Raw genomic sequence first — 25410 nt, 5'->3', positions numbered from 1 at the left:
AGCAAAAGTAATTCTGCGCCTGTCGGGGAGCGGCACACATACGGGGCTAACCCTCGGTCATGCACGGCGCGCCTGAAGCGGGAAGCGGCTGCTTCCCGCATTCGGGTCAACTCACCTGATCGGGAAAACGCCCGCGCACGGACGCTTCAATGCCCGCGGCGTCGAGCCCCAGGCCCGCCAGCAGCGCGGCCTGGTCGCCGTGATCGATGAAGCGGTCGGGCAGGCCGAGCTGCATCACCGGCACGCTCACGCCGGCCTCGCTCAGCACCTCGCAGACGGCGCTGCCGGCGCCGCCCATGATGCTGCCCTCTTCCACCGTCACCAGCGCCGCGTGCCGCGCGGCCAGGTCCAGGATGAGTTCGCGGTCGATGGGCTTGACGAAGCGCATGTCCGCCACCGACGCATCCAGCGCCTGCCCCGCCTGCAAGGCGGGAACGGCCAGCGTGCCGAACGCGAGGATCGCGACGCCCGCCTTGCCGCCGGGCTGCGCGCGGCCGCTTTCGCGCCGCACGACACCCTTGCCCAGGGCCACGGCATCGAGATTCGCCGCCGGCGACGCCCCCCGGCCCGCGCCGCGCGGGTAGCGGACCGTGGCGGGTCCGGGATGCCGATAACAGGTCGATAGCAGCAGCCGGCATTCGGCCTCGTCCGACGGCGTGGCCACCACCATGTTGGGAATGCAGCGCACGAAGGCGATGTCGTAGTTGCCGGCGTGCGTGGCGCCATCCGCGCCCACCAGCCCGGCGCGGTCCAGCGCGAAGGTCACGTCCAGGTCCTGCAGCGCGACGTCGTGGATCAACTGGTCGTAGCCCCGCTGCAGGAAGGTGGAATAGATGGCCACCACCGGCTTGAGCCCCTCGCAGGCCAGGCCGCCCGCGAAGGTCACCGCGTGCTGTTCGGCGATGCCCACGTCGAAATAGCGGTCGGGAAAGCGCCGCTCGAATTCGACCAGGCCGCTGCCTTCGCGCATGGCCGGCGTGATGCCGATCAGGCGCGTGTCCTCGGCCGCCATGTCGCACAGCCAGTCGCCGAACACCTGGGTAAAGGTCTTCTTGGGCGGCGTGGACGGCTTGCTGATGCCCACTGCGGGATCGAACTTGCCGGGTCCGTGGTACAGGACGGGATCGGCCTCAGCCAGCTTGTATCCCTGCCCCTTGCGGGTGACGACGTGCAGGAAGCGCGGGCCCGACAGCTTGCGCATGTTCTGCAGCGTGGGGATCAGCGAATCGAGGTCGTGTCCGTCGATGGGGCCGACATAGTTGAAGCCCAGTTCCTCGAACATCGTGGCGGGCGTGACCATGCCCTTGGCGTGTTCCTCGATGCGGCGGGCCAGTTCGAACACGGGCGGCACGTGCGACAGCACGGCCTTGCCCACGTTGCGCGCGGCGGCATAGAACCTGCCCGACATCAGGCGCGCGAGGTAGCGGTTCAGCGCACCGACCGGCGGCGAGATCGACATGTCGTTGTCGTTCAGGATCACCAGCAGGTCCACGTCGGGCATGACGCCGCCGTTGTTCAGCGCCTCGAAGGCCATGCCGGCGGACATCGCGCCATCGCCGATCACGGCGATGTGCTTGCGGTCGATGCCGGCATAGCGGGCGGCCGCCGCCATGCCCAGCGCGGCCGAGATGGAGGTGGACGAATGCGCGGTGCCGAAGGCGTCGTAGTCGGATTCGCTGCGGCGGGGAAAGCCCGAGATGCCGCCCTGCTGCCGCAGCGTCGCCATGCCGGCGCGCCGGCCCGTCAGGATCTTGTGCGGATAGGTCTGGTGTCCCACGTCCCAGACGATGCGGTCGTCGGGCGTATCGAAGACATAGTGCAGCGCCAGGGTCAGTTCGACCGTGCCCAGGTTGGACGACAGGTGGCCGCCGGTGCGGGACACCGACTCCAGCACGAAGGCGCGCAGTTCATCGGCCAGCGCCGACAGCTGGCAGCGGTCCAGTTTTTTCAGATCGGCCGGAGATTCGATGCGGTCGAGCATATCGGTGGGCATGTTTCGGTATCTCCGTTCAGCGGTCGCGCAGCACGATGAAATCGGCCAGCGCAGCCAGGCGCGCACCGCTCGCGCCCAGCGGAGCGATGGCCTCGTGCGCGGCCCGGCGCAAACGCTCCGCCAGGGTCCGGGCCTCGTCCAGGCCCAGTATGGATACATAGGTGGGTTTGTCGGCGGCCGCATCCTTGCCGGCCGTCTTGCCCAGGCGCGTCGAGTCGGCCGTGACATCGAGGATGTCGTCGACCACCTGGAACGCCAGCCCCACTGCCTGCGCATAGGCGTCGAGCGCCGCGCGATGGGCCGAGCTCGCGCCCACCACGATGCCGCCCAGGGCGGCGCTGGCGCGCAGCAGCGCTCCGGTCTTGAGCCGGTGCATGGCCTCGAGTTCGTCCCGCTGCAAGGGCTTGCCGACGCTGGCCAGGTCGATGGCCTGGCCGCCGGCCATGCCCACGCTGCCGGCCGCCGTCGCCAGCACCTGCACCGCCTGCACGGTCAGGCCAGGGGCAATCGGCATGCCCGCCAGGGCTTCGAAGGCCAGGGCCTGCAGGGCGTCGCCCACCAGCAGCGCGGTGGCCTGGCCGAACTCCACGTGCACGGTCGGACGGCCGCGGCGCAGGACGTCGTCGTCCATGCACGGCATGTCGTCATGCACCAGGGAGTAGGCGTGGATCAGTTCGACCGCGGCGGCGGCGGCGTCCAGCGCCGCCTCGCTGCCGGCGCCGGATGCCGCGCAGGCTTCGCCCGCGGCATAGGTCAACATGGGGCGCACGCGCTTGCCGCCGCCCAGCACCGCATAGCGCATGGCGCCGTGCAGCGTGCGCGGCTCGGCGTCCTGGGGGGGCAACAAGCGCGCCAACGCCTGTTCGGCGCGCACCCCGCACGCCGCCATCCAGGCGGAAAACTCTTCGCGACTGCCAGCCATCAAGTCAGTCCCCGGCCTCTTCGAAAGGACGCAGCAATTCTCCCTCGAGGACCCGGACCTGCTGCTCGGCGCGCGCCAGCCTGTCCTGGCAGACCCGCACGAGATCGACGCCGCGCCGGTAGGCGGCCAGCGAGGACTCCAGCGGCATGGAACCATCCTCCATCATCGCCACCAGCGCCTCGAGCTCGCCCAGCGCGGCCTCGAAGTCCTGAGGCAGGGCCTGCGCGGGGGCGTCGCCCTGCGCATCGGGAACATTCACGAATTTGTCGGCCAATCAAGCCTCCTGGATCTCGTCACGGCATCGAACCCGGAATTGTACGGGATGACGGGATTCCACCCCCGCTACAGGGCGGGCCGGGCCGGGGCGGCGGCGGGGACTTCTCGGGCCGTCCGGGGTACAATAGCCGGCTTGATCGGGCAGATCATTTTCTTCGCGCCAGTACCATCTGCGAAGTCCAAACACCGCTCCAGGTCGCGTAAGGGGTGGTTTCGCAGCGAGGGGGACTGGCTTCACAACTCTCGCGGAGGGAAGTCATGACCGATATCGGTCGCGTGGCACACGTGGCGGCGAGCCGAGCGCAGCTCCCAGTCAGTGCCTATTTCGATGAAGCGCGCTTCGCGCGCGAAATGCAAAACGTCTTTGGCCAGGCCCCGATGTACGTGGGCCACCAGAAAGGCGTCCCCGAAGTCGGGGACTACCGTACCCTGATACAGGAAAACGACGGCCGGGTGCTGGTGCGCAACCACGCCGGCGTCGAGCTGCTGTCCAACGTATGCCGTCACCGGCAGGCGCTGATGCTGGGCAAGTACCAGCCTGGCGGCGAACGGCAGGCCGCGCACTGCAGCGGCAACCTGGGCCGCCCGGGCAACATCGTCTGCCCGCTGCACCGCTGGACCTACGACGCCCGCGGCAAGCTGATCGGCGCCCCGCTGTTCAGCGAAACACCGGGCCTCGACCTGCAACGCTTCAAGCTGCAGGAATGGAACGGCTCGCTGTTCGAATCGCCTCGCGCGGGCGGCCGCCAGATCGCCACCGAGCTTGCCGCCCTGGACGGCAGGCCCGAGTTCGACTTCAGCGACTACGTCCTGGACCGGGTGCAGGTACACCAGTGCAACTACAACTGGAAGACGTTCATCGAGGTCTACCTCGAGGACTACCACGTCGGCCCGTTCCACCCCGGCCTGGGCCGTTTCGTCACCTGCGATGACCTGAGCTGGGAATTCGGCGACTACTACAGCCTGCAACGGGTGGGCGTGCACAACGCGCTGGCGCACCCCGGCTCGGGCGTCTACCAGCGCTGGCACGATGCCCTGCTGGCCTACCGCAATGGCAGCGCGCCGGAATTCGGGGCGATCTGGGTCACCCATTTTCCGACCCACATGATCGAGCTGTATCCGCACACGCTGGTCTTGTCGACGCTCTACCCCAAGAGCCCACAGGAAACGGTCAATATCGTCGAGTTCTATTATCCCGAGGAAATCGTCCATTTCGAACGGGATTTTGTCGAGGCCCAGCAAGCGGCCTATATGGAAACCGCCGTCGAGGACGACGAGATCGCGGAACGCATGGATGCCGGCCGCAAGGCATTGATGGAGCGCGGCGCCAACGAGGCCGGCCCCTACCAATCCCCCATGGAGGACGGCATGCAGCACTTCCACGAGTGGTATCGGAAGGTAATGGACGAACCGGAAGATATGTGAAGACGTAACTTTTGTCCGACTGCCCATCAAAGCGCCCTGCACGGGCGCTTTTCTTTTTTTCAATCGCCGCAAGCCCCCGTCGCTCATGACGGGTTTGAAGGCGCTACCCACCGATCTGTAATAAATACACGGTCACTCGACGGCATGCGCATCATTACAAATATATACACTGCCGCCTTGTCAACAGGGGAGCCGGCGCGTAGCTTTTAAAACGAAAGCCGGGCCCGGATGCATATAGGCCGGATTTTCGCCATAGCAAGAAAAGACGGGAGAAAAGCATGCTGCATTATGCAGTCGTATTTTTCGTCATCGCCATCATCGCGGCGGTTTTGGGATTCGGCGGCATCGCTGCCGGCGCCGCGTCGATCGCGAAGATATTGTTCTTCATTTTCATCGTGCTTGCGGTCCTGTCGCTGCTGAGCGGCCTGTTCCGAAAATGATTCACGCCCAAGGAGAAAAATCATGAACGTTCGTACCCTGCTCGTCGCCGGCATCATCGGCACCGCCACGGTCATGGGCGGCTGCACGGCAACCCGCACCCAGCAATCCGCGGGCGAATATACCAGCGACGCCGCCATTACCGCCAAGGTCAAGGCGGCCCTGGTCGCGGCCAAGGATGTCAGCGCCGTCGACGTCAACGTCGAAACCTTCCGCCGCACCGTTCAGCTCTCCGGCTTCGTCAACTCCCAAGCCGAAGCCTCCCGTGCCGTGGAAGTCGCCCGGGGCGTCGAAGGCGTCCAAAGCGTCCGCAACGACCTGCGGGTGAAGTCGTCCCCCCCTACGCGCTGACGCGCGCCCCCCAGGGGGCGGCACTGGCGGACCGGCAAAGCCGGATCCGCGGTGCCCTGGGTCTTCGGCACGGATGAAGTGAGAACGGCCTTGCAATCGATGCAAGGCCGTTCTTGTTTTCTAGCCGGCGGACCTGGTGGGAAACGCCAGTCCCCGCCAGCCGTTTGGTACCCCAGGATGCGGTGGATCCGGCTTTGCCGGTCCACCCGCATCGCCCCCTGGGGGCGCGCGTCAGCGCGTAGGGGGGGCCCTCTACTAGCCTTTTGCGTTCATCAGGGCGCGGATGCGCTGCTCGATGGGCGGGTGAGACGCGAACAAGGCGCCGAAGCCCTTGGCCGCGCCGGCGATGCCGGACGCCTCGAAGCTCTTGGGCAGGTCGCCCGGTTCCATGCCGCCCAGGCGGGCCAGGGCGCGGATCATCGGTTCACGCGAACCCAGCAGGTAGGCCGAGCCGGCGTCGGCGCGGTATTCGCGCAGGCGCGAGAACCAGGCGACGATGATGGAGGCCAGGATGCCGAACACGAGTTCACAGACGATGACGGTGGCGAAATAGCCGATGCCGCCGCTGCGTTCGTTCTTGAGCACCATCTGGTCGACCACGTAGCCGACCACGCGCGCCAGGAACACCACGAAGGTGTTGACCACGCCCTGGATCAAGGTCAGCGTGATCATGTCGCCGTTGGCGATGTGGGCCACTTCGTGTCCCAGCACCGCGCTGACTTCTTCCTCGGTCATGCCCCGCAAGAGGCCGGTGGAGACCGCGACCAGCGCGTCGTTCTTGAAGGCGCCGGTGGCGAAGGCGTTGGGCTCGCCCTCGTAGATGGCGACCTCGGGGCGGCCGATGCCCGCGCGGTCGGCCAGTTGGTGCACGGTGTCGACCAGCCACTGTTCCTCGGCCCCGTTGGGCGCGTTGGGGTCGATGACCCGGGCGCCGGTACTCCACTTGGCCATCGGCTTGCTCATCAGGAGCGAGATGATGGAGCCGGTGAAGCCGACGACGAGCGAGAAGATGGCCAGCGCCTGGATGTCCAGGCCGTTCGCGGTCAGAAAACGGTTGACGCCGAGCAGACTCAGCGTCGCCGTCAGGACCAGCATGACCGCGACGTTGGTCGCCAGAAATAGCACGATGCGTTTCATGAGGGCAGGAAGCTCCGAAAACCTTTGATGTTTTTTCCGGGGGTGGGTTTTCCCCTCGGCCACCGGGAACCGCCCCGCGCGGCGCCGAATGTGACGGCAACAGGCATCGGGAAGTTCCCTCCGGCCGCCGCAGAACGGCGAGAGGGACGATACCCGTTTCCCGGTTGGGGCTATATGGTAGCCGGGACGATGATTTCAAGGTGAATACTGGGGTTAACCCCAGCAGTTACAATCGAGGCCACCTCATCGCCGCCCGCCCTCCATGCAAGCCCTCTGGATGCTTTTCGCCTCGCTGATGTTCGCGATCATGGCCATGTTCGTGAAATTCGCCTCCGAGGAGGCCAGCCTGGGGCAGATCATCCTGTTCCGCGGGCTGCCCACGGCGGCGGGCATCCTGGCCTGGGCCTGGGCCACCCGGCGCGTCGTGATTCCGCCGACCTGGCGGCTGCACATCATGCGCAATATCGCCGGGGTGGGGTCGATCTGGCTGTCGTTCTTCGCCATGGGCCGGCTGCCGCTGGCGACCGCGATCACCCTGAACTACACCTCGCCGCTGTTCATCGCTGGCTGGATGATCTGGCGCCAGCACGACCTGACCGACCGGCTGCGCACGCTGGCGGTCGTCATCGGCTTCATCGGCGTGATCGCGATCCTGCGACCCACCCTGGACCACTCGCAGTGGCTGGCGGCGCTGCTGGGCCTGGCCGCCGGCAGCCTGACCGCGATCGCCGTGATGCAGGTGCGCTCGCTGGGCCAGTCCGGCGAACCCGAATGGCGCATCGTGCTGTTCTTCGCGCTCTCGTCCTGCCTGACGGGCGGCGTCGCCACCTCGCTCACCGGCTGGCAACCGCCCTCGCTCTATGGCTGGTTCACCCTGCTGGGCGTCGGGATCAGCGGCCTGCTGGGCCAGTTCGCGATGACGCGCGCGTTCAGCCGCGGCTCGGCCGCCCTGTCCTCGGTGCTCCAGTACAGCACCATCCCGTTCTCGGTCCTGCTCGGCTACCTGTTCTGGGACGACCATCCCGACATGCTGGGCTGGGCCGGCATGGTGCTGATCGCGGCGGCGGGCCTGGTCTCGACCTGGCGCACGCTGGCGCTGGCCCGGCGGGCCTGAGCCCGCGGTCGACCGCACCGAACTCTTCCCGCCGGCCATGCTGGGTTGCAGCAAAACGCCGCCGGGTTCACACTTGATGCGTTAACCGCCGTCCTTCCCTCCCCCATGTCCCTGAAGCTGTCCGTCCTCGACCTGAGCCCCATCCCCGCCGGCTACACGCCCACCGATGCCTTGTCCAACAGCGTGGACCTCGCGCGCCAGGCCGAGGCCGCGGGCTACCATCGCTACTGGCTGGCGGAGCACCACAACACGGGCATGCTGGCGTGCTCGGCGCCCGAACTGCTGATCTGCCGGATCGCCGGCGCCACCACCCGGCTGCGCGTGGGATCGGGGGGCATCATGCTGCCCAATCACAGCCCGCTGAAAGTGGCCGAGACCTTCCGCGTGCTGGAAGCGATGTTCCCGGGCCGGATCGACCTGGGCCTGGGACGCGCGCCCGGCACCGACCCCGTCACCGCCAGCGCGCTGCGCCGCGGCCATGCCGATGCCGATGAATTCCCGCAGCAACTGGCCGACCTGGTCGGCTATCTGAAGGACGTCATGCCGTCCGACCATCCCCATGCGCGGGTGCGCGCCACGCCCGTGGGCGTGCCCTGCCCGCCCATCTGGATACTCGGCTCGAGTCTGTTCGGCGCGCGCGTGGCCGCCGCCAACGGCTTCGGCTTCGCCTATGCCCATCACATCGTGCCCGAGAACGTCCATGCGGCGATGCGGCTCTATCGCGAGGAATTCCGCGCGTCGCCGTTCGGCCACGAGCCGCGCGCCATCCTGGCGGTGTCGGCCGTCTGCGCGCCCACCGCCGACGAAGCCGAGCGCCTGGCCTCCACCGCCGACCTCAGCATGATGCGCACGCGCAGCGGCCGCACCCGCACCCCGCTGCCCAGCGTCGAGGAGGCCCTGGCCTACGTCTACCAGCCCGACGAAGAGGCGCTGCGCCAGTACAACCGCACCCGCATCCACATCGGCACGCCCGAGGCGCTGGCCGATTCGATCGGCGCGCTGGCCCGGGCCACGCAGGCCGACGAGGTCATGGTCAACTCCCAGATCCACAGCCACGAGTACCGGGTCCGCAGCTACCAGTTGCTGGCCTCGGCGCTGATGGCCTGACCGCTTCCCCCCACGCGCATACCAAGGGATCCAACATGCAGCTTCATGGAAAAGTCGCTCTCGTCACCGGCGCCGCCAGCGGCATCGGCAAGGAAATCGCCGATACGCTGGCCGCGGCGGGCGCCGCCGTCGCCATCGCGGACATCAACCTGAAGGCCGCCCAGGCGGTGGTGGACGAACTCAAGCTCAAGGGCTGCCAGGCGATGGCGGTGGACTTCGACGTGACCGACGAAGCGGCGGTCGAGCGCGGCACCCAACTGGTGGTCGACACCTTCGGCAACGTGGACATCCTGGTGTCCAACGCCGGCATCCAGGTCGTCAATCCCATCGACCAGTTCGCGTACGCCGACTGGAAGAAGGTCATGGCCATCCACGTCGACGGCGCCTTCCTGACCACCAAGGCGGCCCTCAAGCACATGTACCGCGACGATCGCGGCGGCATCGTGATCTATACCGGATCGGTGCATTCGCACGAGGCCTCGCCGCTGAAGTCGGCCTACGTCACCGCCAAGCACGGCCTGCTCGGCCTGGCCCGCGTGCTGGCCAAGGAAGGCGCCCGGCACAACGTGCGCTCGCACGTGGTCTGCCCCGGCTTCGTGCGCACGCCGCTGGTGGAAAAGCAGATTCCCGAGCAGGCCCGCGAACTGGGCATCCCGGAAGACGAAGTGATCAAGAAGGTCATGCTGGGCAACACCGTGGACGGCGAATTCACCACCCTGCAGGACGTCGCGCAGACCGTGCTGTTCCTGGCCACCTTCCCCACGGCGGCCTTCACCGGACAATCGTTCGTCGTCAGCCACGGCTGGTATATGCACTAGAGATGGGAGCCCCCCCCTACGCGCTTACGCGCGCCCCCCAGGGGGCGGCACTGGCGGACCGGCGGAGCCGGATCCGCGGTGCCCTGGGTCCGGAGACATCCGCTACGTGCGCCATGGGTGACTGAAATGACTCGTTCCATCCAATCGCGGCGCGGCGAACTCGGCTACGACACCGTCGCGCTCGTCCTGCAGGGAGGCGGCGCGCTGGGTTCCTACCAGGGTGGCGTCTACGAAGGCCTGGCCGAGGCCGGGCTGCATCCGGACTGGATCGCCGGCATTTCCATCGGCGCGATCAACGCCGCCGTCATCGCCGGCAATCCGCCCGAGCGCCGGGTCGAACAATTGCAGCGGTTCTGGGACCATATCTGCCGTCCGCCGCTCTTGCCGCCCACGCCGGTCGACGCGCTGCGCGATGCGCTGGCGCATCTTCCCGGTCCGGCCGGCGCCGCGCTCAGCGCCTGGGAGGCCTGGCGCGCGGTGCTGGAAGGACAGAACGGCTTCTTCGTGCCCAGGCTGGTGCCCTCATGGCCCACGCAGCACGATCCCGGCACCGCCAGCGTCTACGACAGCACGCCGCTCAAGCGCACGCTGGAAGAATTCGTCGACTTCGACCGGCTCAACAACGGCGGGACCCGCATCTCGGTGGGCGCCGTCAACGTCCGCACCGGCAACTTCGCCTATTTCGACAACACCACCCGGGTGCTGACGGCCGACCACATCATGGCCTCGGCCGCCCTGCCGCCCGGCTTCGCGCCGGTGCAGATCGACGGCGAATACTACTGGGACGGCGGCGTCGTCTCGAACACGCCGCTGCATCAGATCCTGCAATCGAGTCCGCGCCGCTATTCGCTGGTCTTCCAGGTCGACCTGTGGAGCGCGCACGGCCAGGTGCCGGGCAACCTGAGCGAAGTGCCCATCCGCCAGAAGGACATCCAGTATTCCAGCCGCACGCGCCTGGTGACCGACTACATGCGCGAGGTCCAGGAGTACCGCGGCCTGCTGCGCGAACTGCTCAAGCACATGCCGGCCGGGCACGGCCGCGAGCCGTGGATGAAGCGGGCGCGCGAGCTGGCCAGCGACCGGCGCATCAACGTGCTGCACCTGATCTACCGCGGCGAGAAATGCGAGGCGCCCTACAAGGACTACCAGTTCGGCCGGCTGGGCATGGAAGAACGCTGGAGCGGGGGCCTGGCGGACATACGCCGTACACTTGAACATCCGTCCTGGCTCGAGGTACCCAGCGCCGACCATCCGTTCGTCACACACGACGTGCACCGGCCCCCGGACGGCCGCTGAACGTCATGAACGCCTATCTCACGCTCTTCGATATCGCCGGTTTCGTGGCCCTGCTGCTGTGGGGCGTACACATGGTGCAGACCGGCATCCAGCGGGCCTTCGGTCCGCGCCTGCGCACCACCCTGGGCGTGGCGCTGGGCAATCGCGTCTACGCCTTCTTCGCCGGCCTGGGCGTGACGGCCGTCCTGCAAAGCAGTACCGCCACCGGCCTGATCGTGGCGGGCTTCGCCGCCAACGGCCTGGTGGGCCTGGTGCCCGCACTGGCCGCCATGCTGGGCGCCAACGTCGGCACCACCCTCATCGTCCAGGTACTGTCGTTCGACATCTCGCGCATCGCGCCCATCCTGGTGCTGATCGGCGTGGTCATGTTCCGACGCGGCAACGCCACGCACGTGCGCGACCTGGGGCGGGTCTTCATCGGCCTGGGCCTGCTGCTGCTGTCCCTGCACCTGCTGCTCGCACAGCTCGAGCCCTATCGCGACCTGCCCGCCTTGCGCTCGGCGCTGGAGGCCCTGTCGGGCCAGCCCGGGCTGGCGATCCTGCTGGCCGCCGTACTGGCCTGGGCCGCGCACTCCAGCGTGGCGATCGTGGTCCTGGTCATGTCCTTCTCGGCCCAGGGGCTGCTACCCATCAGCGTCGCCTTCGCGCTGGTGCTGGGCGCCAACCTGGGCACGGCGATCAATCCGCTGCTCGAAGGCTCCGCCAAGGACGACCCGCAGGCGCGCCGGCTACCCGTGGGCAACCTGCTGAACCGCGTCGTCGGGGTGCTGATCGGACTCGCCATGCTGCACCACATCCATCCCTGGATGTCGCAGCTGGCGGGCGACAACGCGCGCGCCGTGGCCAACTTCCACACGGTCTTCAACCTGGTGCTGGCCGCCCTGTTCCTGCCGCTGCTGACGCCCTACGCCGCGCTGCTGCGCCGCTGGCTGCCGGCCAACCCCGCCGCCGATCCCGGGCAGCCCCTGTACCTGGACAGCGCCGCGCGCGACCTGCCGGTGGTGGCGCTGGGCAATGCGGCGCGCGAAGCGCTGCGCATGGCAGATACCTTGCAGACCATGCTGCACCACTCGCGCCAGGCGCTGGCCACCGGCGACCGCAAGCGCGTCGCGGAAGCGCGGCGCCTGGACGACGTGCTCGATCGCCTGAACGGCGCGATCAAGACCTACGTCGCGGGCCTGGACCCCGACGAACTGACGCGCGAAGACCGGCGCCGGGCCGATGAGATCCTGACCTTCATCACCAACCTGGAACATGCCGGCGACGTCGTCGACAAGAACCTGCTGAACGACATCAGCAAGCTGACCAAGCGAGGGCTCGCCTTCTCGCCCGAGGGGCGGCGCGAGCTGGACGACATGCATGGGCGGCTGGAAGCGAACCTGCGCCTGGCCGCCTCGCTGTTCGTGACGGCCGACGCGCGTGCCGCGCGGCTGCTCGCGGCCGAGAAGGAAACCTTCCGCGGCATGGAAGGCCAGGCCACGCAAACCCATTTCGAGCGCCTGCGCAGCGGCCGGGTCGACACCACCGAAACCAGCGCCCTGCACCTGGACGTGCTGCGCGACTTGCGCCGCATCAACAGCCATCTGGTGGCATCGGCGGCCTATGCCGCGCCGGAGGTGCTAAGCGCGCCCGGCGGCACGGCCCCGGTCGCGGCCGGCGCCCCGGAAGCCGCCGGGACGCCGGAATGACGCTCAATGCGTGGGCCGCGAAGGCGGGGAAACGGGGTCGGCGGTAATGGCCGCCTCGGCCGATTGCCCCACCTCCGGCCCATGGGCGTGGCGGTGGAACACGGAATTGACGGCGTAGATCGCCAGCACGCCGGCCGCGATCAGCACGAACTGCGGCAGGCTCTCGCGCACCGTGGTGCGGCGCTGCATCTGCGGCATCAGGTCCGCCACCGCGATGTACAGGAAACTGCTGGCCGCCAGGGTCAGCACATACGGCACCCACTGCTTGGAGCCGGCCAGCAGGTAATAGCCCACCAGCCCGCCGGCGATGGCAGTCATGCTCGACAGCACGTTGAATAGCAGCGCCTTCTTGCGGGTGAAGCCGGCGTTGACCAGCACGATGAAATCGCCCAGTTCTTGCGGGATCTCGTGCGCGGCGATGGTCAGCGTGGTCAGCAGCCCCAGCATGGGGTCGGCCAGGAAGGCGGCGGCGATGACGATGCCGTCGCAGAAATTGTGCAGCCCGTCCCCCACCAGCACGGCCATCCCGCCGCGCCCCGCCTCGTGAGCATCATGCCCCGGCGGATGCCCGTGGCCATCGTGCTCGTGGTGATGGTTGTGCCGCAGGATCGCCAGCTTCTCGAGCATGAAGAAACCCAGCAGGCCCGCCAGCAGCAGCGCGAACAGCACGCGCGTGTCGGCCTCGGACTCGAACGCCTCGGGCAGCGTGTGCAGCAGCGCCACCGACAGCATGACCCCGACCGAAAAGCTGATCATCTGGTGAAGAAAGCGGGCGAAATACCGGAAGGCCAGCCAGCCGGCAACGACCACCGACAGGACTCCGCTCGCCAGCGTGGCGAGCAGGATGTAGGTTAAGGTCACGGGATGCTCGTGAAACTCAGTTGCAGAAACAGAAGTATACGTAACTTCCGGAGTTTTACGAACCGATGTCGTCGGCCAACAGCCGCGCCGTGCGGAACAGGCGTTCGCGCTTCAGGATGGCGGCTGGCGACTCCTCGCGCCCCAGGATCCGGGCATAGTCGGGCAGGCGCCGCAGCGCGGCCACGAGACCGGCCCGGTCGCCGTCCACCCAGGCCGCCAGTTGCCGGTCAGGATCCCTGACGGACACGTCCAGGCGCCGCAGTTCCGAACGGTTGAAATCCTTCAGGTTCCAGGTCAGCACGCATACCTCGGGGCGCACCGCCGAGGCGCCGCGGGCACGGCTGGCCAGCCCCGCGGCCACCACATGCCTATCCTTGGGATCGCTGTAGTGCAGGCCAACCTCGTAGGCCGAGACATCGCCGGCATCGGCCTCGGGAAAGCGGCGGCCCATGGCCGCCCACTCCTCTTCCAGCAGCGCCGGCGCGACCTCCCAGATGCGAGCCGCGTTGCGCCGCCATTCCAGCCCGATGCGCTCGCTCCAGACCGGCCGGAACCAGCCGGACTGCGCCAGGTCCAGGAACAGCGGCCGCAGGATGCTGGACATCAGCACGCAGGCATCCAGGACCAGCCATAGCGGCGGGGGGTCCGCCACCGGCCGGGATATCGGAGGAACCGCGTTCACAGATGCCGCGCGAACCAGTCCCGGGCCAGCCGCCAGCCTTCCTTCGCTTGGGCTTCGCGGTAGCTTGGCCGGTAGTCGGCGTGGAATCCGTGGGGCGCGTCGCGAAACAGCACGAAGCTCGACTCGCGGGCGGCCCGGCCGCCCTTGGCCAGGGCATCCTTCATGGCGTTGAGGGAGGTGAGCGGAATGCCCGCATCCTGGCCGCCGTAAAGCCCCAGCACCGGCGCCTTCACCTGCGCGGCGATGTCGACGGGATTGAGCGGCTGCAAGGCGGTGGGATCGCCGACCAGCTTTCCGTACCAGGCAACGCCGGCCTTCACCGCGGGATTGTGGGCCGCGTACAGCCAGACGATGCGCCCGCCCCAGCAAAAACCCGTCACGCCCAGCCGGGAACGGCTGCCGCCATGCGCGGCGGCCCAGCGCGCGGTGGCGTCGAGATCGGCCAGGACCTGGTCGTCGGGCACCTTGCTGACCACTTCGGCGGACAGCCTGGCGATCTCGGTGTACTTGGACGGGTCGCCCTGGCGCGCATACAGCTCGGGCGCGACCGCCAGGTAGCCGGCCTTGGCCCAGCGGCGGCAGACATCGTGGATGTACTCGTGCACGCCGAAGATCTCCTGCACCACCAGCACCACCGGCGCGTTCTTCGTGCCGGCCGGCGCCGCCCGGTAGGCGGGGATCTCGCCGTCGCGCACGGGAATCCTGACCTCGCCCGCGACCAGGCCGTTCGTGTCGGTGCGAACCACCGTCTGGGCCATGACGGGCCCCGCGGCCAGCGTGAAGCCGCCGGCCAGCGTGGTGGTAAGAAAGCCGCGCCGGTTCAGGCCGAGGGGCGGCAGGAGACTGTCGAATTCGGTACCCGGGCTATCCATGGAACCCTCCTTGGGGGCACGGCGGTTTAGGAAGAAACGACTCAGCCCGGCGGGGGTTCGACCGTATTGCGGCCCCGTGTCTTGGCGCGCTCCAGTGCCGCCTGCGCCCTGGACAGCGTCGCCTCGAAATCCCCTTGTGCCTGGGCCACGCCCACCGACAGGGTGATCTGCGTGCCCAGGCTGCCCCGCAGCGCGAACTGGCGTCCGCCCACATGCAGGCGCAGGCGTTCGCACATGGCGAGCGTCTCCGCCAGCGAAGCCGGAACGAGCACGGCGAAGCGATCGCCGCCCACTCGCGCCAGCATGTCGAACGACGGCAGCAGATTCCTTGTCAGATCGGCCAACTGGCGCAGAATAGCATCGCCCGCGGCGCGGCCCAACGCCTGATTCAGGCGGTCGAAACGGTCGATGTCGATCAGCGCCAGGCACAGCGCTTCGCCGCCCCGTTCGGCGCGCGCCATCTCGGCGGGATAGGCGGTGGCCATCCACCGGCGGTTGTAGAGTCCCGTGACGGCATCGTGACTGGCCATGAAGTCGATGCCGGCTGCGGTCTCGCGCGGGTCGTGGCGCAGGTTGGCGGCCCGCAGCCTGGCGCTCAGCATGTCCAGCGCATTCAGCGCGATGCGCGGCACGGTTTCCATCACCGCGCGCAGCCGCGTCGCCTCCAGCGCCACCAGCCGCGCGGGCCATTGCACCGCCACGTACACGGTACCGCCTTCGGGCCCGACCAGCGCATGCTCGCCCAGGCCGTCGCCGGGGACGAAACGCGCCACTCGCTTCTGCAGGTCGGCGTCGAGGAACGCGGCCAGCTGCCCCTCGACCAGCACGTAGACATGGTGATTGGGCTCGCCCGGCTGCAGCAGAATCGCGCCATGGGCCAGGTGGGTGGCGAAGGCGAACGCCAGGACCAGGTCGCGCTGGTCGGCCGTGCAACCGGCGAACAGCGGCGAGCGAGCCAGGGCGTCCAGGTCCTCGGCGGTCAGGTCGCCGGGCGTGCCGTCGGGGGGAAGATGGGAGGGGATATGGCCGTTCATGCCCCGTTTATCGGCATCGCGGCGGGCAAATTGAGTTCGCCCTACAGTTCCGCCGGCCAGCGTCCGATAAGACGTTCATGAGCCCGCGAACCTTGCTTCTTCGTCCTTCCGCACTCCCGCCGGCCCGCCGCACGCTGCGCGCGGGATGCCGGCTGCTGGCGGCGTGCGTCCTGCTGGCGGCGGCTGGCTGCGATTACCTGGGACTGCAGCCCATCTCGCAGATCGAGGCCAGGAAGGATTCCGAAGGGCGTGCCATCGGCGGCGCCTGCCGCCAGGCGGGCCGAGCGCTGGAAGATTGCTACACGTTCAATCCGCACATGTCCAAGGCCGCCATCTTCACCGGCTGGAAGGAAATGAACGACTACATGCTGCAGAACAGCCTGACGGAAGTCCGCCCCGAGGTCGCGCCGGTGCTGCCCGCCGGCCGCGCCCGCGCCAACGCCGCGCCCGCCGGCACGTCGATGGCCAGCCCGCCCGGCAGGCCGGCGGCCCGCGCGACCGTTTACACTACGCCTTAGGACCGTCCCGACGCGGACGAGCGCCTTCCGGGAAACGCCGCGTTTCCCGTCCACAGGACATCCCATGTATCGCCGCTTGCCGCTTCTCGTCCTTGCGCTGGTCTCTCTGTACGCCTGCTCCAAGTCCCCCCCGGACTCCCTCCCTTCCGCCGCGCTGGCGGCCTCGGCCGACGGCCCGCCCCGCTACGACGCCGAACTGGTCTACGTCGACTTCGCCGCCCGCGATCCGCGCGCGCTGGAAAAATACCGCCAGGGTCCTTTCATCGTGACGGGACGCTTGCAGAAGATCCACATCGTCGGTGCCGGTGAATTGCAACTCGATCTGAAGGCGGCCGATCCGGCCCATCCGGTGCGGGTCTGGCTGAAATCCGATCCCGCCTGCGCCGGCGGGCGCGACTGTCCGGAGCAAGTGGCGCTGGATACGCTGCCGCGCGGCTTCAAGGTCTACCTGGAATGCGAGCGCGCCACGCTGCAGAACGGCATGCCCACCGTGGCCGACTGCGTGCTGACCGGGGCGCCGGGCCGCGCCAGCTAGGCGGGCGCCGTAGGCACGGGGGTTGCTGCACGCACGCTTTCCGCAAGGAGAGCCATCATGCCTGAACGCAAGACCATCGAGAAAGCCAAGCAGGACAAGCGCCAGGGCAAGTCCGCATCGACCCAGGCCGGCGAATTCGTCAAGGAACAGATCCACCACGTGCGCGAAGGCCGGCACGGCGTGCGCTCGACCAAGCAGGCCATCGCTATCGGCCTGTCGGAAGCCCGCCGCTCCGGCGTGGACCTGCCCGCTCCCAAGCCGGGCCGCGCCAGCGCGAAGACCCGGGCCAAGGCCGAACAGGACGTACGCAAGGGGGACGAGGCCCCGCACAAGAAATCGGCCACGCGCTCACGCGCGACCAAGACCGCGCTGAAACGGGAAGGCAAATCGGGAGCGTCGAAAAGCGCCCTGGCCGCCCATGCCAAGACGGCGGCCAAGCGCCGCAGCGCGGCGGACAGGTCGGCCGCGGCGAAGAAGGCGGCTCGTACCAAGGGCGCGGCCGGACGCTCGGCAGCCGCCAAGAAGGCCGCCCGGACCCGGGCGGCCAACCGGCACGCCTGAGCGGGTCAGTGCAGCCGCGCGACCTTGCGGGCGATGACCTCGGCGCATTCGTCGCTGTCCGACGATTGGAACAATCGATGGACGACGAATTCGGCGCCGGGGTCGACCCCCAGGGCTTCGGCGGCGGCGCGCCGCACTTCGGGGCTGGGGTTGCAGCAATAGACGCCGGCCTTTTCAGCCGCGGCCGCGGGTTCGGCACCCAGGTTGGTCAGCCACTCACGATCTTCGTTAAGCGCGCACCAACGCGACTCGCCGGCCGGATCAGTGGCCGCTACGACAAAACACACCAGCTTCTTACGATCAATCACCATTGTTGCCATGAATACGGCCCTCCAGCGTGCGCCCATCGTAGACCAACCGGGCCTCGATGTCAGCGCCACCATACTGGGATATCTACCTATCCCGTGGTTGGCGAAAACCCTTGTTGAAACACCCCAGGCAGGGAACCGTTAACATGCCGGTTGGACTCGAACCGAGTCTTGCAAATTCCCCAGAACAAGCCGTAGAAGGAGCCAACGTGACCGACCCTGAATTCATGAAGGGACAACTCACCGCCTTGCAGAACGTCGTGAGCATGCTGATTTCGGCCAACCCGAACGCCGAACAGCTACGCCAGGTGATGCAAGCCATTGCGCAACAGGTGGAGCCCACGCTGAACGAAGCCCACCCCTCGTTCAAGAAAGGCTGGCAGAACGTCATCGCCACCCTGTGCCAGACCGAGGAAGCCGGGTCCGACACGACCGGGCAACACTGAGACGGCGACGGCCGCGCCCTTTCAGGCGCGCGCTGCAAGATCCGCATAGTGCGGCAGGCGCTCCAGCGCATGCCGCGCCGCCCGCTCCCGGATGGCGTTGCGCCCGCCCGAGAAGCGGCGCGTCTCGCTATAGACGGTGATTTTCCCGCCCTGCCCCCGGAACACCCACGCGTAGCACTGGGTACCCGCCGGAACGCTGTCGCCTCCCCCATCCGCCACGCCCGTGTTGGCGATCGCCACATTGGCCCGGCTGCGCGCCAGCGCGCCCCGGCCCATGGCCCGCGCCACGTGCTCGCTGGTCAGGTTGTAGACGCGCAGGATCCGTTCGGGAACGCCCAGGGCATGCCGCTTCGCATCGGGCGAATACACGACGAAGGCGCAATCGAGCAAGGCGCCGGCCCCCTCCACGTCGGCCAGCATCGCCGCGATCAGGCCCGCGGTGCAGGACTCGGCGGTAACCAGCAGCAGCTTGCGCGCACGCATCTCGCGCGCGATTTCTTCCACGGTCCGCATGCGGATCTCCCGGATTCCGACGCCATGCTCCAGCACGCACCGTACCCGGCGCGTCCGGAAGGCCAGCTCCCGGCGGCCGCATGCATAAATCGCCAAGACTGCGTGTAAATCCTGCCCGCCGCCGTAGCGTCCGGCCTGGCCAGGGCCCGATACCGCCGGGCTGCGCAGCCCAAGCAGGCTGGCACGGGGATTGCGACCCGGCGGGCTCGTCAGCAGAACCCTTCCCTATCTTGGAGAACTTCATGCCTACGCTTACGAGCCAGAAGCGCCCCCGGGGCTTTGCCGCCATGGATCCGCAGAAACAGCGGGCCATTTCCGCCGAGGGGGGGCGCGCCGCCCACCAGTCGGGTAACGCGCACGAATTCAATTCGGAAGAAGCCCGGGCCGCGGGCGCCCTGAGCCACGCTCACCGCCAGCGCCGCGCGGCGGAGTCGCAGGCCCAGGCCCAGAGCCCTTCCCGCGAGGAAGCGGTGCAGACGAGCCCCGGAAGCTCGTGACCCCCCCGGCCCCGGCCATCCGGCCGGGGCCTTGCCGGGCATCGATCGGCCTAGCGAAACAACTCCCCCGACGCACGCGCGGGCTCCGAAATGCCCGCCAGCGCATCGTCCGTTCCCCCGGCCCGGGTGGCCAGGTCCCCCAGCGAGACGACACCGACCAATTCATTGTTCGTGCCCAGAATGGGCAGGCGGCGTATCTGCTCGTCCCGCATCTTGGCCTTGACCGTCTCGGCATCCTCGTCCGCATAGCACCAGCTCACGTGAGGCGTCATGGCCTCCCTGACCCGCGTCGAGGCCGGCGCGCCGGCGGCGGTGCAGCGCACCGCTATGTCCCGGTCCGTCACGACCCCCACCAGCCGGCGGCCATCGCAAACGGGAACCGAGCCGATATCCAGGTCGGCCATCAATTGCGCCGCGCGCTGGATGGGTTCGTCGGCGGACAGGAAGGCGACGTCGCGCGTCATGATTTCTGCGATCTGCATGGTTGATCTCCTGAAAAAAACGCCGCGGATGCGGCGCCCTCCAGGGCGAGCAACCCCCATTCCCATGGCGGCCACGAGGCCCGCCGCGCGAGCCTCTTGATTTCGTCATGATTTTCAGCGGATACTGTATATACATACAGTAACGTGTGCGAAAACCATGTATACCGTCACCCTGCAAGACTATCCCCAACTGCCCGAGGAACTCCGGCACCAGGCCGAGCGCCGCTACGCCCGCACGCTGGAAAAGGCGCTGGGCGGCACCGAAGGCCTTGCCGCCGCCTACAAGGCCTGGAATTGGGCCGAGGAATCGCTGGACGAAATCTCGGAAGAAGATAAATCGCTGGCGCTGCGCTGGCAGCGCGCGGCCGTCAACGCAGCCCAGGAAGGCTTCGCGGCCCTGGGCGAAACCGACACGGCCTACTTCGAGGTCAGGCTGGAACGCTAGCGCCCTGGCCCGATTCGCGTAATCGCCAGAAATTCGCTAGAATAGTGGTCTCGCTTCTTCGGGCTTCCGATCAGGCGTTGCAAGTGGTGGCTGTAGCTCAGTTGGTAGAGTCCCGGATTGTGATTCCGGTTGTCGTGGGTTCGAGTCCCATCAGCCACCCCACCCCGCATTCAGTACCCGCGCCGACCAAGGCGTGGCGCCGATCCCCCAGGCCAGACGGCCGCGGGGATTTTTTATTGCCTGTTCGCAGGCCGCAGACCTACAAGGGCCCACCCAAAAACAAAACGCCCCTGCATGGCAGGGGCGTTTTGTCAGGCCGGGACGAACGGCTTACAGGATACGGATCTTGGAAGCCTGCGGGCCCTTCGGACCCTGCACGGCCTCAAAGCTCACCTTCTGGTTCTCGTACAGCGTCTTGCGGCCTTCGGCCTGGATTTCCGAGAAGTGGGCGAACAAATCCTTCCCCCCATCATCCGGCATGATGAACCCGTACCCCTTGTCGTCGTTGAACCATTTAACGATGCCTGTCGCCATGATGCATTTCCTTCTTTGAATATGTGCGTACCGCGATAATCACTTAACCGGGATCAAGAACGGGGCGTGCCCAAATGGAAAGCCGACTTGCCGACCCAACCGAGAGAACCCTAGCCTGACACCTCGAAAATGACTATGCGGCGCATCGTGCGCTTAGTCAACTCGTTTTCGTTTCCTTCGGATACAAGCATATTGCCGGGCGTGGGGTGTTTTATATGAATTTTTCTTTACCCATATATCCCTGCGTAAATGCAGGGATATGACCCTTGCACGCCGCATTCCCAGAAATAGCGCGGCACATCGGCAACAAAGTGGACAAAATCAACTAATTTTTCCAGGGTTAACGCGTAGATTTCACGAAATCAATCCCCTAAACCTATCGTTTTCCCGCATGAGGTAAATACCTACAAGAAAAATGTCCCCGTGCATTTGTGGCCGAGAAAAATTTACAAGCTCCTCATCCAATAATTACATGGCAACAGCCTCTCCGATAATCCACGGCATGGTCCGCCGGGCACGGAACGGGAATTGCGGGTAAATCAAAGCGGCGTTACGCACCCACCACCCGGCGGGCATTCGCGCCCTTGCCCGCATCCATATAATCAAGGAGTAGGCTCATGAATCAGCAGAAGCAACCGTCTTCCGGCCAGCAGACGCAAGCCGGCCAGCGCCCCCAGAACCCTCAGCAAAGCCAGCAGCAGCAAACGGGCAACCAGCAAGGGCAGAAAGGGACGTCCTCGCCGCATCCCGACATGCAGCAAGGCCAGCAGCGGGGGCAAGGCCAACAACAGCAGGAACAGCAGCAACGGCAGCAGACCGGCCAGCAGCAAAAGCCCGGTCAGCAGCAACAGAAGTCCGGCCAGTAAGAAAGAAACGCTTGGACGAAGCGTATCGGCCGGCCAGGGCCCATGCCCTGGCCGGCATCCTGGAAAGCTCGGATCGGGCAGTGCCGGACGGATCCGGCCACGGCGCTACTTTCCTTTTTCGAGTTTGTCGATGTAGCGTCTGGCGGCTTTCTCGGCGTAGCGGTGGGCTTCGAATTCAGTGCCGAACACCTGGTCCTCGCCCAGGTGCTGGTCAGGGGGAATGGGGTGATATTGCGACCCCGGATCCAGCGATACCGTGGCGGTTCCCTCGAACAGCGACGTCATGCCGTCCCGGGGGTGATTGACCGCGCGCGCGACGGTTCGTATGTAATAACCCTTGTAGTGCTCTCCTGCGCCTTCTGACATAGAAGTCTCCTGCAGACGGTACACCCATGAGGCAATGCCACGGCGACGAAAGTTCAACCACCGCTGTCGCCTAGCGTACCGACCTGGCCTGCGGATTTCCCTTGGGAATATCACTTGCTGGACCGCCCGCCCCGACAAGAACAAGGCCGGCAATCCGCATGAATGGCACGCGCTCCGATGAAGCCTGGTGGAAAAACGCGGTGGTGTACCAGATCTATCCCCGCTCGTTCGCCGATGCCGATGGCGACGGCGTGGGGGATATTCCCGGCATGCTCGCCCACCTGGACCACGTCCGCGATCTGGGCGCCGATACCATCTGGGTGTCGCCCATATTCCGCTCGCCCATGGCGGACGCCGGCTACGACATCAGCGATCATTGCGACGTCGATCCCCTGTTCGGCACGCTGGCCGACGCGCAACGGCTGATCGACGAGGCGCATGCGCGAGGCCTGCGCCTGCTGCTCGATTTCGTGCCCAACCATACGTCCGACCAACACCCCTGGTTCCTCGAAGCGCGCTCGTCCCGGGCCAGCCCACGGCGCGACTGGTACATCTGGCGCGACGAGCCCAATGACTGGCGAGCGGCGCTGGGCGCCGGCAGCGCCTGGACCTGGGACGAGCACACGGGCCAGTACTACCTGCACTTCTTCCTGCCCCAGCAGCCCGACCTGAACTGGCGCAATCCCGAAGTGGTCGAGGCCATGCACGGCGTGCTGCGCTTCTGGCTGGATCGCGGGGTCGACGGCTTCCGCATCGACGTGGCCCACTGCATCGGCAAGGATCCGACCTTCTCCGACCATCCGCGCTGCCTGGCCGGAGAACCGCTGGTGGATTTCAACGACCAGCCCTACAGCCACGAGGTGCTGCGCGGCCTACGGCGGCTGGTGGACAGCTACCCCGGCCAGCGCGTCCTGGTGGGCGAGGTCAACATCCGTTCGACCGCCAGCATCGTCCAGTACTACGGCGCAGGCGACGAACTGCACATGTCGTTCAACTTCCCGCCGCTGGACGCGCCCTGGGATCCGGTCGTCTTCCGCACCTGCATACGCGAGGTGGATGCCCTGCTGCGCCCGGCCGACGCCTGGCCGACCTGGGTGCTGTCCAACCATGACAATGTCCGGCATCGCACCCGCTACGACGGCTCGCTGCGCCGGGCGCGCGCAGCCGCGATCCTGCTGCTGTCGCTGCGCGGCACCCCGTTCCTGTTCCAGGGCGAGGAACTGGGCCTGGAAGACGCCCACGTCGATCCGCGCAGACAGGTCGACCCGGGCGGACGGGACGGCTGCCGCGCGCCCCTTCCCTGGAAAGAGGCGCCGCCCCATGGCTGGGCCGGCGCCACGCCGTGGCTGCCGTTCCCTCCCGATCCGGCCCGGCATGCGGCGGAACGGCTATGGGCCGACGACGGTTCCATCCTTCATCTCTATCGGCAGGCGCTGGCGCTGCGCAAGGCAAGCCCCGCGCTCAGGCTGGGGGACTGGGAAGAACTCGAATCCCCGCCCGAGGTCCTGGCCTTTCGCCGCCGCCGGGGCGACGACGTCCGCCTGGTATGCGTGAACTTCGCCACGCAGCCGCGGCGTTTCGCGCCACCTGGAACCTGGCGCATCGCGCTGTGCAGCGATGGCCAGGCGCCAGGCACCGCCTTCGGCGGAGAATTGGCGGGCGACCATGCCGTGATGCTCGAACCGGGGAACTGAGACATGCTGCCGCTCTGGTATCGAAACGCCATCATCTATCAGGTCGACCCCAGCCTGTTCCGCGACGCCAACGGCGATGGCCTGGGCGACCTGGCAGGCGTCTCGGAGCGGCTGGAGTATCTGCGCGGCCTGGGTGTCACCTGCCTGTGGCTGACGCCTTTCTATGGCTCGCCGTTCCGCGACGGCGGCTACGACGTCACCGACCATCTGGCGGTCGATCCGCGCTTCGGCGCCCTGCCCGATTTCGTCGCGCTGATGGCCAAGGCCGAGGAACTCGGGCTGCGCGTGATCATCGACCTGGTGGTGCACCACACGTCCGACCGCCACCCGTGGTTCCAGGCCGCCCGCCGCGACCGGACATCGCGCTACCGCGACTACTACATCTGGGCCGACACCCCCGAGCCCACCGACGAGAAACCGATCTTCCCCACCGTCGAAGACAGCGTCTGGACCTGGGACGAACAGGCCGGCCAGTACTACAAGCACATTTTCTATTCGCACGAACCCGACCTCGATCTGGGCAACCCGGAGGTCCGACAAGAGGCCGAGCGCATCATGGACTTCTGGCTGCGGCTTGGCGTCTCGGGCTTTCGCGTGGATGCCGCCTCGCACATGATAGACAGCGCCCGCTCCTCCGATCCCGCCGACGACGGTTTCTGGCTGCTGGACGACATGCGCCGCTTCGTCTCCCGCAGGCGCGCCGACGCGGTGCTGCTGGGAGAAGTGGACGTGCCTCCGTGCCACTACGTCGACTACTTCGGCCGGGGCGACCGGCTGACGCTGGTGCTCAACTTCTGGCTGAACAACTACCTTTACCTGGCGCTGGCGCGCGGCAAGGCCGAACCGCTGCTGCGGGCGCTGGCTGGCCAGCCCGATCCGCCCGAAGGCGCGCAGTACGCGCTGTGGCTGCGCAATCACGATGAACTGGACCTGGAGCGCCTGAGCGAGGACGAGCGCCGGGAAGTCATGGACTGTTTCGCGCCCGACCCCGACATGCGCATCTACCACCGCGGCATCCGGCGGCGCCTGCCCCCCATGCTGGGCGGCGACCAGCGGCGGCTGGCGCTGGTGCACGCGCTGCTGTTCTCCCTGCCGGGCACGCCCATCCTGCGCTATGGCGAGGAGATCGGCATGGGCGACGACCTGTCGTTGCCCGAACGGCTGGCGGTACGCACGGCCATGCAATGGTCGGACGAACCCGGGGCGGGCTTTTCAGCCGCGCGTCCCGAGCGGTTGGCGGTACCGCTGATCGACTCCGGCCCCTATGACTACCGGCACGTCAACGTCTATGCGCAATCGCTGGACGAGGACTCGCTGCTGACCCATACCGGCAAGATGATCCGCGCCCGGCTGGGCATGCGAGAGATAGGCGCGGGCCACTGCCGGCCCGCGGCCATCGAGTGTCCGCAGGTGCTGGCGCTGCGGCACGAGCTGGACGGCGTGGCGGTGCTGACGCTGGTCAACCTTGGGCCAGAGGAGGTGCAGTTCACCCTGCACGACGCCGACTGCCAGCACATGACCGACGTGATGGCCGACGGCCCCTACGACGCGCCCTCGGGGCACCCGGTCCGGCTGCGGCTGCGCGGCTACGGCTACCGCTGGCTGCGTCCGCGCGTCGCGCTCTAGCACGC

At 67.3% G+C, this 25410-nt stretch carries 30 protein-coding genes and 1 tRNA gene; 18 read left to right on the top strand and 13 right to left on the bottom strand.

Annotation, left to right across the window (positions count from 1 at the left end):
- Positions 1-106 precede the first annotated feature (106 nt).
- The 3 genes from dxs to WKR98_RS23455 are packed head-to-tail and all read right to left on the bottom strand — an operon-like array spanning position 107 to position 3174.
- The gene (gene dxs / locus WKR98_RS23465) at positions 107-1993 is read right to left on the bottom strand and encodes a 1-deoxy-D-xylulose-5-phosphate synthase (RefSeq protein WP_124690366.1); all 1887 of its coding nucleotides are present in this window, start codon (positions 1991-1993) and stop codon (positions 107-109) included.
- 16 nt (positions 1994-2009) lie between these two features.
- Positions 2010-2882 (bottom strand): polyprenyl synthetase family protein, encoded by an 873-nt coding sequence (locus WKR98_RS23460; protein WP_341434944.1) that lies wholly within the window; start codon positions 2880-2882, stop codon positions 2010-2012.
- Between the two features lie 37 nt (positions 2883-2919).
- Positions 2920-3174 (bottom strand): exodeoxyribonuclease VII small subunit, encoded by a 255-nt coding sequence (locus WKR98_RS23455; protein ID WP_124692427.1) that lies wholly within the window; start codon positions 3172-3174, stop codon positions 2920-2922.
- 275 nt (positions 3175-3449) lie between these two features.
- Between WKR98_RS23455 and WKR98_RS23450 the strand changes: the two genes are divergently transcribed.
- From WKR98_RS23450 to WKR98_RS23440, 3 genes are all read left to right on the top strand, one after another.
- Positions 3450-4616 (top strand): aromatic ring-hydroxylating oxygenase subunit alpha, encoded by a 1167-nt coding sequence (locus WKR98_RS23450; protein WP_341434827.1) that lies wholly within the window; start codon positions 3450-3452, stop codon positions 4614-4616.
- 278 nt (positions 4617-4894) lie between these two features.
- On the top strand, positions 4895-5056 hold the full coding sequence (locus tag WKR98_RS23445) for a DUF1328 domain-containing protein (RefSeq protein ID WP_087780828.1): 162 nt from the start codon (positions 4895-4897) through the stop codon (positions 5054-5056).
- A gap of 22 nt (positions 5057-5078) precedes the next feature.
- A complete protein-coding gene (locus WKR98_RS23440; RefSeq protein ID WP_341434826.1) occupies positions 5079-5405 on the top strand; it encodes a BON domain-containing protein in 327 nt (108 codons plus the stop codon).
- A 255-nt stretch (positions 5406-5660) separates the two neighbouring features.
- Here WKR98_RS23440 and htpX read toward each other — a convergent pair whose 3' ends face one another.
- A complete protein-coding gene (htpX, locus tag WKR98_RS23435) occupies positions 5661-6542 on the bottom strand; it encodes a protease HtpX (RefSeq protein ID WP_124690370.1) in 882 nt (293 codons plus the stop codon).
- A 262-nt stretch (positions 6543-6804) separates the two neighbouring features.
- Here htpX and WKR98_RS23430 point away from each other — a divergent pair, with 262 nt between their 5' ends.
- The 5 genes from WKR98_RS23430 (at position 6805) to WKR98_RS23410 (ending at position 12565) form a co-directional block, all read left to right on the top strand.
- Positions 6805-7656: a DMT family transporter gene (locus tag WKR98_RS23430; protein WP_341434825.1), complete on the top strand. Its 852-nt coding sequence runs from the start codon at positions 6805-6807 to the stop codon at positions 7654-7656.
- Positions 7657-7761: 105 nt separating this feature from the next.
- Positions 7762-8763 carry an LLM class flavin-dependent oxidoreductase gene (locus WKR98_RS23425; RefSeq protein WP_124690372.1) on the top strand — a complete coding sequence of 334 codons (1002 nt, stop codon included), beginning with the start codon at positions 7762-7764 and terminating at the stop codon, positions 8761-8763.
- Positions 8764-8798: 35 nt separating this feature from the next.
- Positions 8799-9581, top strand: a complete 783-nt coding sequence (locus tag WKR98_RS23420) for a 3-hydroxybutyrate dehydrogenase (RefSeq protein ID WP_341434824.1) — start codon at positions 8799-8801, stop codon at positions 9579-9581.
- Between the two features lie 126 nt (positions 9582-9707).
- Entirely contained in the window at positions 9708-10877 is a 1170-nt protein-coding gene (locus tag WKR98_RS23415; RefSeq protein WP_341434823.1) for a patatin-like phospholipase family protein, read from the top strand.
- A gap of 5 nt (positions 10878-10882) precedes the next feature.
- Positions 10883-12565, top strand: coding sequence for a Na/Pi cotransporter family protein (locus tag WKR98_RS23410; protein ID WP_341434822.1), 1683 nt, complete (start codon positions 10883-10885; stop codon positions 12563-12565).
- A 3-nt stretch (positions 12566-12568) separates the two neighbouring features.
- On the opposite strand, the gene WKR98_RS23405 is transcribed toward WKR98_RS23410, so the two are convergent.
- The 4 genes from WKR98_RS23405 to WKR98_RS23390 are packed head-to-tail and all read right to left on the bottom strand — an operon-like array spanning position 12569 to position 16014.
- Positions 12569-13426: a ZIP family metal transporter gene (locus WKR98_RS23405; RefSeq protein WP_124690376.1), complete on the bottom strand. Its 858-nt coding sequence runs from the start codon at positions 13424-13426 to the stop codon at positions 12569-12571.
- 55 nt (positions 13427-13481) lie between these two features.
- Positions 13482-14078 carry a PIN domain-containing protein gene (locus WKR98_RS23400; RefSeq protein ID WP_255465708.1) on the bottom strand — a complete coding sequence of 199 codons (597 nt, stop codon included), beginning with the start codon at positions 14076-14078 and terminating at the stop codon, positions 13482-13484.
- Positions 14079-14104: 26 nt separating this feature from the next.
- Positions 14105-14980 (bottom strand): dienelactone hydrolase family protein, encoded by an 876-nt coding sequence (locus WKR98_RS23395; RefSeq protein ID WP_341434821.1) that lies wholly within the window; start codon positions 14978-14980, stop codon positions 14105-14107.
- Between the two features lie 41 nt (positions 14981-15021).
- On the bottom strand, positions 15022-16014 hold the full coding sequence (locus tag WKR98_RS23390; RefSeq protein WP_124690378.1) for a GGDEF domain-containing protein: 993 nt from the start codon (positions 16012-16014) through the stop codon (positions 15022-15024).
- A gap of 77 nt (positions 16015-16091) precedes the next feature.
- Between WKR98_RS23390 and WKR98_RS23385 the strand changes: the two genes are divergently transcribed.
- From WKR98_RS23385 to WKR98_RS23375, 3 genes are all read left to right on the top strand, one after another.
- Entirely contained in the window at positions 16092-16532 is a 441-nt protein-coding gene (locus WKR98_RS23385; protein WP_192901762.1) for a hypothetical protein, read from the top strand.
- Between the two features lie 64 nt (positions 16533-16596).
- Positions 16597-17067, top strand: a complete 471-nt coding sequence (locus WKR98_RS23380) for a hypothetical protein (RefSeq protein ID WP_124690379.1) — start codon at positions 16597-16599, stop codon at positions 17065-17067.
- A 57-nt stretch (positions 17068-17124) separates the two neighbouring features.
- Positions 17125-17628 (top strand): DUF6496 domain-containing protein, encoded by a 504-nt coding sequence (locus WKR98_RS23375; protein ID WP_124690380.1) that lies wholly within the window; start codon positions 17125-17127, stop codon positions 17626-17628.
- Positions 17629-17633: 5 nt separating this feature from the next.
- Here WKR98_RS23375 and WKR98_RS23370 read toward each other — a convergent pair whose 3' ends face one another.
- On the bottom strand, positions 17634-17948 hold the full coding sequence (locus WKR98_RS23370; RefSeq protein WP_124690381.1) for a hypothetical protein: 315 nt from the start codon (positions 17946-17948) through the stop codon (positions 17634-17636).
- A gap of 197 nt (positions 17949-18145) precedes the next feature.
- Between WKR98_RS23370 and WKR98_RS23365 the strand changes: the two genes are divergently transcribed.
- Entirely contained in the window at positions 18146-18382 is a 237-nt protein-coding gene (locus WKR98_RS23365) for a hypothetical protein (protein ID WP_124690382.1), read from the top strand.
- Between the two features lie 21 nt (positions 18383-18403).
- Here WKR98_RS23365 and WKR98_RS23360 read toward each other — a convergent pair whose 3' ends face one another.
- Positions 18404-18895, bottom strand: a complete 492-nt coding sequence (locus WKR98_RS23360) for a CinA family protein (RefSeq protein WP_341434820.1) — start codon at positions 18893-18895, stop codon at positions 18404-18406.
- A 242-nt stretch (positions 18896-19137) separates the two neighbouring features.
- On the opposite strand from WKR98_RS23360, the gene WKR98_RS23355 reads away from it, so the two are divergent.
- Positions 19138-19392, top strand: a complete 255-nt coding sequence (locus tag WKR98_RS23355; protein ID WP_124690384.1) for a KGG domain-containing protein — start codon at positions 19138-19140, stop codon at positions 19390-19392.
- A gap of 50 nt (positions 19393-19442) precedes the next feature.
- Here the strand turns inward: WKR98_RS23355 and WKR98_RS23350 are convergent, their stop codons facing one another.
- Complete coding sequence (locus WKR98_RS23350) at positions 19443-19874, bottom strand: CBS domain-containing protein (protein ID WP_124690385.1); 432 nt, start codon at positions 19872-19874, stop codon at positions 19443-19445.
- Positions 19875-20031: 157 nt separating this feature from the next.
- On the opposite strand from WKR98_RS23350, the gene WKR98_RS23345 reads away from it, so the two are divergent.
- On the top strand, positions 20032-20319 hold the full coding sequence (locus tag WKR98_RS23345) for a hypothetical protein (protein ID WP_341434819.1): 288 nt from the start codon (positions 20032-20034) through the stop codon (positions 20317-20319).
- Between the two features lie 86 nt (positions 20320-20405).
- A tRNA-His gene (locus WKR98_RS23340) sits at positions 20406-20481 on the top strand.
- A 168-nt stretch (positions 20482-20649) separates the two neighbouring features.
- Here the strand turns inward: WKR98_RS23340 and WKR98_RS23335 are convergent.
- Positions 20650-20853: a cold-shock protein gene (locus WKR98_RS23335; protein ID WP_124690387.1), complete on the bottom strand. Its 204-nt coding sequence runs from the start codon at positions 20851-20853 to the stop codon at positions 20650-20652.
- 617 nt (positions 20854-21470) lie between these two features.
- Here WKR98_RS23335 and WKR98_RS23330 point away from each other — a divergent pair.
- The gene (locus WKR98_RS23330) at positions 21471-21719 is read left to right on the top strand and encodes a hypothetical protein (protein WP_124690388.1); all 249 of its coding nucleotides are present in this window, start codon (positions 21471-21473) and stop codon (positions 21717-21719) included.
- 105 nt (positions 21720-21824) lie between these two features.
- Here WKR98_RS23330 and WKR98_RS23325 read toward each other — a convergent pair whose 3' ends face one another.
- A complete protein-coding gene (locus tag WKR98_RS23325) occupies positions 21825-22085 on the bottom strand; it encodes a hypothetical protein (protein WP_124690389.1) in 261 nt (86 codons plus the stop codon).
- A 158-nt stretch (positions 22086-22243) separates the two neighbouring features.
- On the opposite strand from WKR98_RS23325, the gene WKR98_RS23320 reads away from it, so the two are divergent.
- On the top strand, positions 22244-23779 hold the full coding sequence (locus WKR98_RS23320) for an alpha-amylase family glycosyl hydrolase (protein ID WP_341434818.1): 1536 nt from the start codon (positions 22244-22246) through the stop codon (positions 23777-23779).
- Between the two features lie 3 nt (positions 23780-23782).
- Positions 23783-25405, top strand: a complete 1623-nt coding sequence (locus WKR98_RS23315; protein ID WP_341434817.1) for an alpha-amylase family protein — start codon at positions 23783-23785, stop codon at positions 25403-25405.
- Positions 25406-25410: the final 5 nt, after the last annotated feature.

Origin of the sequence: Pigmentiphaga sp. YJ18, assembly GCF_038066655.1 — a bacterium.
Lineage (GTDB): Bacteria > Pseudomonadota > Gammaproteobacteria > Burkholderiales > Burkholderiaceae_B > Pigmentiphaga.
Note: the sequence above shows the minus strand (reverse complement) of the source record. Positions and strands in the feature narration are given on the sequence as shown.